The organism is Thauera humireducens, assembly GCF_001051995.2.
Taxonomy (GTDB): domain Bacteria; phylum Pseudomonadota; class Gammaproteobacteria; order Burkholderiales; family Rhodocyclaceae; genus Thauera; species Thauera humireducens.
The window spans coordinates 2,971,651-2,983,979 of the sequence record NZ_CP014646.1 but is presented as its reverse complement, the minus strand read 5'-3'; the positions used below and the strand labels follow the sequence as shown (position 1 = coordinate 2,983,979).

Annotated in this window: 12 protein-coding genes; 5 read left to right on the top strand and 7 right to left on the bottom strand. The window is 68.0% G+C overall.

The genetic code is table 11. The features are described from left to right. Positions 1–26 precede the first annotated feature (26 nt). The 7 genes from AC731_RS14020 to gatC form a co-directional block, all read right to left on the bottom strand. Entirely contained in the window at positions 27–440 is a 414-nt protein-coding gene (locus AC731_RS14020; RefSeq protein WP_004261919.1) for an HIT family protein, read from the bottom strand. Positions 441–516: 76 nt separating this feature from the next. After that, a complete protein-coding gene (locus AC731_RS14015) occupies positions 517–1,341 on the bottom strand; it encodes a class II glutamine amidotransferase (protein ID WP_048706973.1) in 825 nt (274 codons plus the stop codon). Between the two features lie 72 nt (positions 1,342–1,413). After that, positions 1,414–2,508, bottom strand: coding sequence for a YeeE/YedE family protein (locus AC731_RS14010; protein ID WP_048706970.1), 1,095 nt, complete (start codon positions 2,506–2,508; stop codon positions 1,414–1,416). Between the two features lie 205 nt (positions 2,509–2,713). Then, entirely contained in the window at positions 2,714–4,174 is a 1,461-nt protein-coding gene (gatB, locus tag AC731_RS14005; RefSeq protein WP_048706967.1) for an Asp-tRNA(Asn)/Glu-tRNA(Gln) amidotransferase subunit GatB, read from the bottom strand. 34 nt (positions 4,175–4,208) lie between these two features. Next, a complete protein-coding gene (locus AC731_RS14000) occupies positions 4,209–4,703 on the bottom strand; it encodes a hypothetical protein (protein WP_048706964.1) in 495 nt (164 codons plus the stop codon). Between the two features lie 11 nt (positions 4,704–4,714). Then, positions 4,715–6,187: an Asp-tRNA(Asn)/Glu-tRNA(Gln) amidotransferase subunit GatA gene (gatA, locus tag AC731_RS13995; RefSeq protein ID WP_048706962.1), complete on the bottom strand. Its 1,473-nt coding sequence runs from the start codon at positions 6,185–6,187 to the stop codon at positions 4,715–4,717. 49 nt (positions 6,188–6,236) lie between these two features. After that, positions 6,237–6,524 (bottom strand): Asp-tRNA(Asn)/Glu-tRNA(Gln) amidotransferase subunit GatC, encoded by a 288-nt coding sequence (gene gatC, locus AC731_RS13990; protein WP_048706960.1) that lies wholly within the window; start codon positions 6,522–6,524, stop codon positions 6,237–6,239. Between the two features lie 171 nt (positions 6,525–6,695). Between gatC and AC731_RS13985 the strand changes: the two genes are divergently transcribed. From AC731_RS13985 to rodA, 5 genes are all read left to right on the top strand, one after another. Further along, entirely contained in the window at positions 6,696–7,739 is a 1,044-nt protein-coding gene (locus tag AC731_RS13985) for a rod shape-determining protein (protein ID WP_004261950.1), read from the top strand. Positions 7,740–7,807: 68 nt separating this feature from the next. Then, a complete protein-coding gene (gene mreC / locus AC731_RS13980) occupies positions 7,808–8,689 on the top strand; it encodes a rod shape-determining protein MreC (protein ID WP_048706957.1) in 882 nt (293 codons plus the stop codon). A 3-nt stretch (positions 8,690–8,692) separates the two neighbouring features. Next, positions 8,693–9,214 carry a rod shape-determining protein MreD gene (mreD, locus tag AC731_RS13975; RefSeq protein WP_004261954.1) on the top strand — a complete coding sequence of 174 codons (522 nt, stop codon included), beginning with the start codon at positions 8,693–8,695 and terminating at the stop codon, positions 9,212–9,214. Positions 9,215–9,226: 12 nt separating this feature from the next. Then, positions 9,227–11,179, top strand: coding sequence for a penicillin-binding protein 2 (gene mrdA / locus AC731_RS13970; RefSeq protein ID WP_048706955.1), 1,953 nt, complete (start codon positions 9,227–9,229; stop codon positions 11,177–11,179). Beyond that, the gene (gene rodA, locus AC731_RS13965; protein ID WP_004261960.1) at positions 11,176–12,321 is read left to right on the top strand and encodes a rod shape-determining protein RodA; all 1,146 of its coding nucleotides are present in this window, start codon (positions 11,176–11,178) and stop codon (positions 12,319–12,321) included. Before mrdA ends, rodA begins: the two co-directional genes overlap by 4 nt. Positions 12,322–12,329: the final 8 nt, after the last annotated feature.

Below are 12,329 nucleotides of genomic sequence, written 5' to 3'. Positions count from 1 at the left end.
GAGGGCCTCGGTCGGAAGCGACAGGGTCATTGACCGGCGGAAAGTGCGCTGTCGATCGCACGCGCCAGGGCGACAGGGTCGGCTGCAGCATGTGCGACGCCGGGGCGCTGGGGCGTGCCCCACACCGACTCCGGGAAGTGGCTGTCGTCACGGTAGCGCGGGATCACGTGCCAGTGCACGTGCGGCACCATGTTGCCGAAGCTGGCGAGGTTGATCTTGTCCGGATGCAGCAGGTCGCGCAGCGCGCGTTCGGTCGCCATGACCACCGCGAACAGGTGGCGCCGGTCAGCCGTGAGCAGGTCCGTCATCTCTGCCACGTGCTCGCGCCAGATCACCCGGCAGAAACCGGGATGGACAGGGTCGTCAACGCGAATCACACGGCAGCGATCGTCCTCCCAGACGACCTGCTCGGCGGAGGGCGTGCACAACGGACAGTCCATGATCAAACCTCGACGACTCGAAACCCCGGGCGGATATGAACTCTAACCGGTCTTGCTGCCGCGGGGGGAGGAACTGCTACGCATTTGTCACTGTGCCACGCGGATAGTCCTGCGCAACGGTTGACGTGTCGCGCAGCGCGACCGGTTCGCCGTCGCGGAAGGCGAGCAGGTTGCCCGGCACGATCTGCGTCCAGCGTTCGTTGTCGGTCAGTGGCGTGGTGGCGATCACCGCAACGCGGTCGAGCGGCGTCGTGACCTCGTTGAAGTCGACGGTGAGATCTTCATCGGCCAGATGGGCCACCGGGAAAGGCGCCTTGCGCACGATGTAGCACAGCCGCGAAGAGCAGTGCGCGAACAACTGGTCGCCGTCCGACAGCAGGAAGTTGAACTCGCCGTGGCTGCCGATCTCGATGGCGAGCACGCGCAGCTCGGCGTGCAGTTCGGCGATGTCGCGGGTGCCCTGCGGAAAGCGCTGCGCGAGGCGATCGAGCAGGTAGCAGAAGGCGAGTTCGGAGTCGGTCGTGCCCACCGGCAGGAAGCGGCCCGTCAGCGTCGGCGCGAAGTTCTTCAGGTTGCCGTTGTGGGCGAAGATCCAGTAGCGTCCCCACAGTTCGCGCTGGAAGGGGTGGGTGTTCTCCAGCCTCACCTCGCCCTGCGTGGCCTTGCGGATGTGGGCGATGACGTTGAGGGAGCGGATCGGGTAATGCTTGACCAGCTCGGCCACCGGCGAATCCGCGCTCGGGCTGGGGTCGAGGAAGACCCGTGCGCCCGCACCCTCGAAGAAGGCGATGCCCCAGCCGTCGCGATGATGGTCGGTCAGGCCGCCGCGGGCGCGAAAACCCGCGAAGGAGAAGCAGATATCGGTCGGCACATTGCAGTTCATGCCGAGCAGCTGGCACATCGGAGACTCCGCGTGGTCGGTGGGGGAATCCGAAGTATAGCGAAGCGCTGCGGCCTGCCCCGGCATTGCGTCTCAGGGCTGGCTCGGCGCCGGTGCCGTGCCGGCAGCCGCAGCGGCCACCGGGCGATCCACGAGCCAGTCGGTCAGCGTCGCGCCGACCCACATCGCGGCCAGCGTCACCCACGCCGTCACCGCGAACACCGCGGCGCCCGACACGCCGGCCCCCACCGCGCAGCCGCCCGCCAGCATGCCGCCGAATCCCATCAGCACCGCGCCGGCGATGTAGCGCCGCATCGCATGTCCGCCCTGGAAGCCCTCGAGCTTCAGTTCGCGGGCGAACAGCCCGGCGATGAACGAACCGAGGAACACGCCTGGCACCATGCCGAGGTCGAAGTTGAGCGGCTGGCCCGGGGGCGACAGCACCCGCATCAGCACGTCGGCCGAAGGGCCGGTGAAGGACATGCTCTGCACCGGTGTCGGATCGAACAGCAGGCCGGCCATGCGGTAGGTGAACCACCAGGCGCAACCCACCATCAGGCCCGCGGCGATACCGCCGACCCAGCCCCAGCCGTCGATCCGCTGACGACGCGCGAACCAGGCGCCGGCCGCCAGCCAGAGCAGCCCGAACAGCAGCCCGCCGCCGTTGCCGATGCCCGCCCAGGCCAGCAGGTCGCGCGCGTTGCCGCCCTCGATGGTCCACAACTGGGCCAGGGCTTCGCGCCACGGCGACAGAATGCCGTTCATCGATGCCTGCGCGGTGACGGCGAAGATCAGGCCCGACAGCAGTGCGCGCAGATTGCCGTTGGCGGCGAGCACCAGCAGGCGGCTGGAGCAGCCGCGCGCCAGCACCATGCCGATGCCGAACAGCAGGCCGCCGATCAGCGAGCCCGACAGGCTGCCCTGGCTCGACAGCTGGCGCACGTTGGCGGTGTCGAACAGCCCGAGCAGGATCAGCGTCTGCGTCAGGATCAGCGCCGACGAGAACGCGAGCAGCCAGATCGACAGCTTGGCACCTGCCTGGGCGCGCGCCACCTCGACGACTGCCGCACGCAGGCAGAAGCGGGAGCGCTGCGCGAAGAAGCCGAACAGCGCGCCGATGACCAGGCCGCCGAGCGCGAGGCTCAGGTCTTCGCCCAGCCAGTCGATCAGGTCGACCGATGCATCCATCTCTCCTCCAGCGCCGGTGACTTGTGTCCGCGATTCGAGGCCGGCTTCGTCAGTGTCGAAGAATATAAGAATGTGACGAATTGCTGGAGATGTTATTGATGCAGGGCAAGTGCGGTGCAGGCCGTAAACGGACCGACCCCGCGTCCTGCCGCCGTGGCGGTCGGACGCGGGGTCGGTCGAGGCGCCTGAATCGGGCGCCGGGCGGTCAGGCGCCGAGCTTCTTCTTCAGCAACTCGTTGACCTGCGCCGGGCTGGCCTTGCCCTTGCTGGCTTTCATGACCTGGCCGACCAGCGCGTTGAAGGCCTTGTCCTTGCCGGCGCGGAATTCGTCGACCGACTTCTGGTTGGCGGCCAGCACCTCGTCGATCATCGCTTCGATGGCGCCCGTGTCGGTGACCTGCTTGAGGCCCTGCTTGTCGATGACTTCGTCTGCCGTGGCGTCTTCGCCGTTCCACAGCGCTTCGAACACCTTCTTGGCGATGGCGTTGGAGATGGTGTTGTCGGCGATGCGTGCCACCAGTCCGGCCAGCTGTGCGGGCGACACCGGCGATGCGCCGATGTCGAGCTCGGCCTTGTTCAGGCGCGCGGCGAGGTCGCCCATCACCCAGTTCGCGCAAGGCTTGGCGAGCGCCGCGCCGGCAGCCGACACCGTGGCCTGGTAGAAGTCGGCGACTTCCTTGGATGCAGTGAGCGTGGTCGCGTCGTAGGCGGACAGGCCCCATGCGTCCATGAAGCGCGCCTTCATCGCCCCCGGCAGCTCGGGCATCGCCGCCTGCACGCGCGCCTTCCACTCGTCCGAGATCATCAGCGGCAGCAGGTCGGGGTCGGGGAAGTAGCGGTAGTCGTGGGCGTCTTCCTTGCTGCGCATCATGCGCGTCTCGCCGGTGTCGGGGTCGAACAGCACCGTGGCCTGCTGGATGCGGCCGCCGTCCTCGATGGTGTCGATCTGCCACTGCACCTCGTAGTCGATCGCCTGCTGCAGGAAGCGGAAGGAGTTGAGGTTCTTGATCTCGCGCCGGGTGCCGAACTCGGCCGCGCCCTTCTTGCGTACCGAGACGTTGGCGTCGCAGCGGAAGGAGCCTTCCTGCATGTTGCCGTCGCAGATGTCGATCCAGCGCACCAGCGCGTGCAGCGCGCGCGCATAGGCCACGGCCTCGGCCGACGAGCGCATGTCGGGCTCGGAGACGATCTCGAGCAGCGGCGTGCCGGCGCGGTTGAGGTCGATGCCGGTCATGCCGTGGAAGTCCTCGTGCAGGCTCTTGCCGGCATCTTCCTCGAGGTGTGCGCGGGTCAGGCGCACGGTCTTCTCGTAGGCCTGCTCACCCTCGCCGACACGGATCGTGATCTCGCCGCCGACCACCACCGGCAGGTCCATCTGGCTGATCTGGTAGCCCTTGGGGAGGTCGGGGTAGAAGTAGTTCTTGCGTGCGAACACGCTCTTGTCCGCCACGTGGGCGCCGATCGCCAGCCCGAAGCGGATCGCGCGCTCGACCGCGCCGCGGTTCAGCACCGGCAGCACGCCGGGCAGTGCGATGTCCACCGCGCTCGCCTGCACGTTGGGCTCGGCGCCGAAGGCGGTGCTGGCGCCGGAGAAGATCTTGCTGGCGGTGTTGAGCTGGGCGTGGACTTCCAGCCCGATCACGACTTCCCAATCCGTTCTGCTCATGGTCGTTTCTCTTGTTGCGGTTCGCGGCAGATGCTCAGTGGCATTCACCGCTGGTCCGATCGACGATGATCGGCCATACGTAGTCGAAAGTGCCGCGGCTGCAACGCCGCGCGCAGTTGGAGAAGCCCACCGTCACCTGCTCGCCCTGCTCCCAGATATTGACGGTGCAGCCGTCCTGCGCACGCAGTTCCACACTGGGCAGGCTGCGCGTCTGGGTGAAGGGGCCGTCGAAGCGGCAGCTGCCGCGGCGCGGTATGTCCACCGTGGCGCTGAATGCCTTCACCTCGGCGTGGCTGATGTCGAGGACGGCCGTCGCTGCGTAGCCGGCTTCGTCGCGGAAGCGGCAGCTGGCCTTCACGTCCAGCGGGCGCACCGGCATCGGCTTCAGGCGGCCGGGCGCCTCGCTCGGGCGTGCGACGTCCGGCTGCGCCGAAGGCGGTGCCGGCGGCAGCACGCCGCAGGACGCCAGCAGCCCGCCGGCGAGCACGAAAAGCCCGTGACGGAGCGTGTGGCGCAGCGCTGCCCGCATCGCGGTCTGTCTCAGGCGGCGGTGGCCGGCCGGCGGGCGTGCCAGTCGGTGACCTGCTGGAAGCGGTGTGCGGCGTTCAGCAGCCGTGCTTCGGCGAAGTAGTCGCCAATCAGCTGCAGCCCCACCGGCAGGCCGTCGGTACCGAAGCCGGCCGGGTGCGACAGGCCGGGCAGGCCGGCGAGGTTCACCGCGATGGTGTAGATGTCCGACAGGTACATCTGTACCGGGTCGTCCGCCATCTGGCCCAGTGCCCAGGCGGTGGTCGGCGTGGTCGGGCCGGCGATCACGTCACACTGCTGCAGCGCGGCCTGGAAGTCCTGCGCGATCAGGCGGCGCAGGCGCTGTGCCTGAAGATAGTAGGCATCGTAGTAGCCGTGCGACAGCACATAGGTGCCGACCAGGATGCGGCGCTTGACCTCGGCGCCGAAGCCCTCGGCGCGGCTCCTGCTGTACATGTCGGCCAGGTCGCCGTAGTCCGCGGCGCGATGGCCGTAGCGCACGCCGTCGAAGCGGGACAGGTTGCTCGAACACTCGGCCGGCGCGATCACGTAGTAGGCCGGGATCGCCAGCTTCGCGTTGGGCAGCGATACCTCGACCGTGGTGGCGCCGAGCGCGCGGTACTGGTCAAGTGCGGCCTCGACCGCGGCACGCACGTCGTCGGCCATGCCTTCGGCGAAGAACTCGCGCGGCAGGCCGATGCGCAGACCTTCGAGCGGCTTTGCCGAAGCCGGCGCAGCGAGTGCGGCGGCGTAGTCTTCGGTCGGACGCTCGAGGCTGGTGGAGTCGCGTTCGTCGAAACCGGTCATCGCCGACAGCAGCAGCGCGCAATCCTCGGCGCTGGCGCCGAAGGCGCCGCCCTGGTCCAGCGAGGACGCGTAGGCGATCATGCCGTAGCGGCTCACCAGGCCGTAGGTCGGCTTGATGCCGGTGATGCCGCAGAAAGCTGCCGGCTGGCGCACCGAGCCGCCGGTGTCGGTGCCGGTGGCGATCGGCGCCAGGCGCGCCGCAACCGCGGCGGCTGAGCCGCCGGACGAGCCGCCGGGCACGCGGGCGGTGTTCCACGGGTTCTTCACCGCCCCGTAGTACGAGCTTTCGTTGGACGAGCCCATCGCGAACTCGTCCATGTTGGCCTTGCCCAGGCTCACCACGCCGGCGGCCTTGAGCAGGCTGACGACGTGGGCGTCGTAGGGACTGACGAAGTTCGACAGCATCTTCGAGCCACAGGTGGTCAGCACGCCCTCGGTGCAGAACACGTCCTTGTGCGCGAGCGGGATGCCGGTGAGCGCGCCGGCCGTACCGGCTGCGATGCGCTCGTCGGCGGCACGGGCCGCGGCGAGTGCACCGTCGCGATCAACGGTGATGAAGGCGTTGAGCTCGGGATTCAGCGCGTCGATGCGGTCGAGGAACAGGCTCGCGAGTTCGACGCTGGAGATCTGCCGCGCATCGAGCGCGCGGCGCAGTTCCGGGAGGGAAGCGTTGATCATGGGTTCGGCAAGAAAGTGGGCATCGCGGCGAGGCCGGCCGCGATGCGGATCATTCGATGACCTTCGGCACCAGGTAGAGGCCGGCTTCGGTCTGCGGTGCGACCTTCTGGAAGGCTTCGCGGCGGTTGGTCTCGGTGACGACGTCCTCGCGCAGGCGCGTGGCGAGCTCCTGCGGGTGGCTCATCGGTTCGACGCCGGTGGTGTCCACCGCCTGCATCTGCTCGATGAGGTCGAAAATGCCATTGAGCTTGGCGCGCGTGGCATCCACTTCGGCGTCGGAAAGTGCGATCCGCGCGAGGCGGGCGATGTGCCCGACTTGTTCATTGGACAGCGACATGAGGTAACAAAACCTGCTGAATCCACAAAGGTTTGTAGGTTATCATAATCGTCTTTGCCCCGCCCGGGGCTACACCGCTTGGCGGTAGCGGGCGAGGCGCTGGCGTTGCGGCGCGCGATCACCTTGTCTGCGGCGCACGGCACAACCACTCCACCGGTTTCGGAAGGTTTCATGTTCGGTTTCCTGCGCTCCTATTTTTCCAACGATCTCGCGATCGACCTCGGCACCGCCAATACGCTGATCTACGTGCGCGGCAAGGGCATCGTGCTCGACGAGCCTTCGGTGGTGGCGATCCGTACCGAAGGCGGGCCCAACGCCAAGCGCTCGATCCAGGCGGTTGGCCACCAGGCCAAGCAGATGCTCGGCAAGACGCCGGGCAACATCACCGCCATCCGCCCGATGAAGGACGGCGTGATCGCCGACTTCGTCGTCACCGAGCAGATGATCAAGCAGTTCATCAAGAAGGTGCACGACTCGCGCCTGCTGTCGCCGTCGCCGCGCATCATCATCTGCGTGCCCTGCGGCTCGACGCAGGTCGAGCGCCGTGCGATCCGCGACGCGGCCCTGGCGGCGGGCGCCTCGCAGGTGTTCCTGATCGAGGAGCCGATGGCGGCCGCGATCGGCGCCGGCCTGCCGGTGTCGGACGCGACCGGCTCGATGGTGGTCGACATCGGCGGCGGCACCACCGAAGTCGGCGTGATCTCGCTCGGCGGCATGGTGTACTCGGGCAGCATCCGCGTCGGCGGTGACAAGTTCGACGAGTCCATCGTCAATTACATCCGCCGCAACTACGGCATGCTGATCGGCGAGACCACCGCCGAGAAGATCAAGAAGGAGATCGGCTCCGCCTTCCCGGGCTCCGAGGTGCGCGAGATGGAGGTCAAGGGCCGCAACCTCGCCGAAGGCATCCCGCGCAGCTTCACGATCTCGTCCAATGAAATCCTCGAGGCCCTGACCGAGCCGCTCAACCAGATCGTCTCCGCAGTCAAGATCGGCCTCGAGCAGACGCCGCCCGAACTGGGCGCCGACATCGCCGAGCGCGGCATGATGCTGACCGGCGGCGGCGCGCTGGTGCGCGATCTCGACCGCCTGCTGATGGAAGAGACCGGCCTGCCGGTGGTGGTGGCCGAGGAGCCGCTGACCTGCGTCGCGCGCGGCTGCGGCATGGCGCTCGACAAGATGGACAAGCTCGCTTCCATCTTCACGTCCGAGTGATGACCGGCCCCGGCGTGCGTGCCGGGGGGCGTTCGCTTCCCTCCACCTGACGGCCCCGGGTTTTTCGGATGTCTTTCGTCGGCCATCAGCCTCCTCCGATCTTCAAGCGCGGACCAGCGCCCGTTGCGCGCCTGTTTGCCTTCGTCGCCATCTGCCTGGCGCTGCTGGTGGCCGACCTGCGCTTCCGCTATCTTGAAGTGATGCGCAACGCGCTGTCGGTGGTCACCTATCCGCTGCAGATGGCGGCCGCGACGCCGGCCGACTTCGTGCGTAACGCCTCGCGCTATTTCGCCACGCTGCTCGAGGTCCAGATCGAGAATGCCGACCTGCGGCGCCAGCAGCTCACGTCGGGCGAGCGCCTGCTGCGCTTCGAGCTGCTCGAGCAGGAGAACGCCCATCTGCGCGAGCTGCTCGGCATGTCGCGCCGTGTCGAGGTCGAGAGCATCGCCGCCGACATCCTGTACAACGCCCCCGATCCCTTCGCGCGCAAGGTCATCCTCGACCGCGGTGCCCAGCAGGGCGTCGAGCCCGGGCTGGCGGTCGTCGACCCGAAGGGGGTGGTGGGCCAGGTCACGCGCGTGCATCCGGTGCAGTCCGAGGTGACGCTGCTGACCGACCGCACGCAGTCGATTCCGGTCAGCGTGGTGCGCAACGGCGTACGCGGCGTGCTGTTCGGCACCGGCCGTGGCCGGCTGGAGATGCGTTTCGTGCTGGCCGATGCGGACATCCGCGAGGGCGACCAGCTCGTCACCTCCGGACTGGACGGGGTTTTCGTGCCCGGCCTGCCGGTCGCCGCCGTCGTGGCGGTCGACCGCGAGACGGACGCCTTTGCCCGCATCGAAGCCACGCCGCTGGCCGCCGTCGAGACCAGCGTTCAGGTGCTGGTGATCGGGCGCACCGCCTACCCGCCACCGCCACCGCCTCCACCGCCGGCTGCCCGGGAGCGCTGAAGCATGCAGCCAACCAATCTTTCCAGCCGCATCCTGCTGCCGGTCAAGCTGTGGTTCGTGTACCTCAGCCTGATCGTGGCGCTCGGACTGGAGTACATCCCCACCGGCCGCGTGCCGGGCATTCCCGACTGGGTCGCGCTGGTGCTGGCGATCTGGTGCGTGCGCGAGCCGCTGCGCATCGGCATGGGCGTGGGCTTCGTCTTCGGCCTGCTGGTCGACGTCGGCCAGGGGGCCGCGATGGGGCAGCATGCACTGGCCTACGTGGTGCTGGCCTATGTCGCCAATGGCGCCGCCCGTCGCGTGCTGTGGTTCCCGCTGCTGCAGCAGGCGATCCACATGCTGCCGCTGTTCCTGCTCATCCAGGTGCTGATGCTGGTCGTGCGCGTACTGGCAGGCGCGGAATTCCCGGGGTGGTCGTACTTCCTGTCCAGTCTGAGCAGTGCCCTGCTGTGGGCGCCGCTGTCCATCCTGCTGATGGTGCCGCAGTATCAGCCGGTGGATCGCGATGACAACCGGCCGATCTGAGGGTCGCGGGCGATGACCGAGCTACGCGCGCCTGCCCAGGAGCTCGCACGTTTTCGCCTGCGCGTGGTGGTCGCGGCCTTGTTCGTGTGCGTCTGCCTCGGGCTGCTGGCCGCGCGCTTCTACTACCTGCAGGTGGTGCGGCACGACTACTACCTGACCCGTGCCGAGGACAACCGCATCGCCCTGCTGCCCACGGTGCCCAACCGCGGCACCATCGTCGACCGCAACGGCGTGGTGCTGGCGCGCAACTACGCCACCTACACGCTGGAGATCACGCCCTCGCAGGTCGGCGACGTCGAGGCCACGCTGGACGAACTGGCGATGCTGGTCGCGATCGAGCCGCGTGACCGGCGCCGCTTCACGAAGCTGCTCGAGGAAAGCCGGAATTTCGAAAGCGTGCCGGTGCGCAGCCGCCTCACTGACGAGGAAGTCGCCCGCATCACCGCGCATCGTTACCGCTTCCCCGGCGTCGAGGTGAAGGCGCGGCTGCTGCGCGACTACCCGCAGGGTAGCGTGGGCTCGCACGTCGTCGGCTACATCGGCCGCATCAACCAGCGTGACGTCGAACGCATCGAGGAGGCGGGCAACACCGCCAACTACCGCGGCACGCAGCACATCGGCAAGGCCGGGCTGGAACAGTTCTACGAGAACGAACTGCACGGCACCACCGGCGTCGAGCAGGTCGAGGTCAATGCCGGCGGACGCGCGGTGCGTGGGCTGTCACGTACGCCGCCGACTCCGGGCAACGACCTCGAGCTGACGCTCGACATCGAGCTGCAGCGTATCGCCGAGAACGCCTTCGGTGATCGCCGGGGCGCGCTGGTCGCGATCGAGCCCGCCACCGGCGGCGTGCTGGCGCTGGTGTCGACGCCCACCTTCGACCCCAACCTGTTCGTCGATGGCATCTCCACGCAGGACTGGAAGGCGCTCAACGAATCGCCCGACCATCCGCTGCTGAACCGCGCAATCTATTCGGCCTACCCGCCGGGCTCGACCTTCAAGCCCTTCATGGCCCTCGCCGGGCTGGAAACGGGCAAGCGCACGGCCAAGCAGGCGATCTCCGACTTCGGCTACTTCAATCTCGGCAACCACCGGTTCATGGACGACAAGATCGGCGGCCACGGCATGGTCGACCTGCACAAGTCCATCGTGGTGTCCTGCAATACCTACTACTACCAGCTCGCGCACGAGCTGGGCATCGACAACATCGCCAACTTCATGGCGCCCTTCGGTTTCGGCGCGCGCACGGGCATCGACCTGCCCGGCGAGGCCGCCGGCGTGCTGCCGTCGCCGGAGTGGAAGCGCCAGCGTTTCCGCCGGCCCGAGCAGCAGCAGTGGTTCGCCGGCGAGACCATCTCGGTCGGCATCGGCCAGGGCTACAACGCCTTCACGCCGCTGCAGCTCGCGAATGCACTGGCCGCGCTGGTCAATGACGGCAAGCTGTATCGGCCGCACATCGTGCGCCACGTGATCGATTCGCGCAGCGGCGAACGACGTGTGATCGAACCCGCGCCCTTGCGCGAGATCGGCCTCAAGCCGGCCAACGTCAAGGCCGTGCTCGACGGCATGGTGGGCGTGAACATCAGCGGCACCGGCCGGCGCGCCTTCCAGGGCGCGGAATACACCTCGGGTGGCAAGACCGGCACCGCGCAGGTGTTCTCGCTGCGTGGCCAGCGCTATGTCGAAGGCCGTGTGCGCGAGCGCCTGCGCGACCACTCCTGGTTCGTTGCCTATGCGCCGGCCGAGGCGCCGAAGATTGCGCTGGCGGTGCTGGTGGAGAACGGCGGTTTCGGCGCGCAGTCGGCCGCACCGATCGCGCGCCAGGTCATGGACTACTACCTGCTGCACCAGCGTGCCGGCCAGCCCGCTGCGGAAGATCCCGGCGCCGATGAGAGCCTCGGTGAGGGAGACGCCGGCGCGCCGGCGGAACCCGCCTTGCCATCCGCTGAGGAGGCGGTGCGATGAGCGGCTGGCGCTTCAACCCGGTGGCCTTGCTGCGCGGCTTCCTGCGCCCGATCGACCCCATGCTGCTGCTGCTACTCGGCGTGCTGCTCGGCTACGCCTGGGTGCTGATGCAGAGCGCCTCGCCCGAGCGCCTCGACAACCAGTTGCTGCACTTCGGCATTGCGCTCGGCGCGATGTGGTGCATGGCATGGCTGAAGCCCAGCCACATGCTGAACCTCGCACTGCCGTTGTACGCGGTGGGCGTCGTGCTGCTGCTCGGCGTGGAGTTCTTTGGCGAGGTGTCGAAGGGCGCGCAGCGCTGGCTCGACATCGGCATCACCCGCATCCAGCCGTCCGAGATCATGAAGATCGCGATGCCGCTGATGCTCGCCTGGTACTTCCAGCAGCGCGAGGGGCAGACGCGCTTCGTCGATTTCCTCATCGCCGGCCTGCTGCTGGTCGTTCCCTTCGGCCTCATCCTGATCCAGCCCGACCTCGGCACCAGCCTGCTGGTCGCCGCGTCCGGCCTGTACGTCATCTATTTCGCCGGCCTGTCGTGGAAGCTGATCGTGCCGCTGGTGCTGGCGGCGGTGATCGGCATCGGTTCCATCGTCGCCTTCGGCGACACCCTGTGCCAGCCCGAGGTCGACTGGCAGGTGCTGCGCGAATACCAGAAGCAGCGCGTGTGCACCCTGCTCGACCCCACCCGCGACCCGCTGGGCAAGGGCTTCCACATCATCCAGTCCACCATCGCCATCGGCTCGGGCGGCGTGTCGGGCAAGGGCTGGATGGAGGGTACGCAGACGCACCTTGCCTTCCTGCCCGAGCGCCATACCGACTTCATCTTCGCGGTGCTCGCCGAGGAGTTCGGGCTGGTCGGCGCGGTCGTGCTGCTGGCGACCTACCTGCTGCTGCTCATCCGCGGCTTCACCATCGCCGCGTTCGCGCCCACGCACGCTTCGCGCCTGCTGGCAGGCGCGGTGACGATGATCTTCTTCACCTATGCCTTCGTGAACATGGGCATGGTCAGCGGCATCCTGCCCGTCGTGGGCGTGCCGCTGCCCTTCGTCAGCTACGGGGGAACTGCGCTCGTCACCCTGTGTCTGGGCATCGGTATCCTGATGAGCATCCAGCGCAGCCGCATCGCGGCGCGCAGCAGTTGACGTCCCGG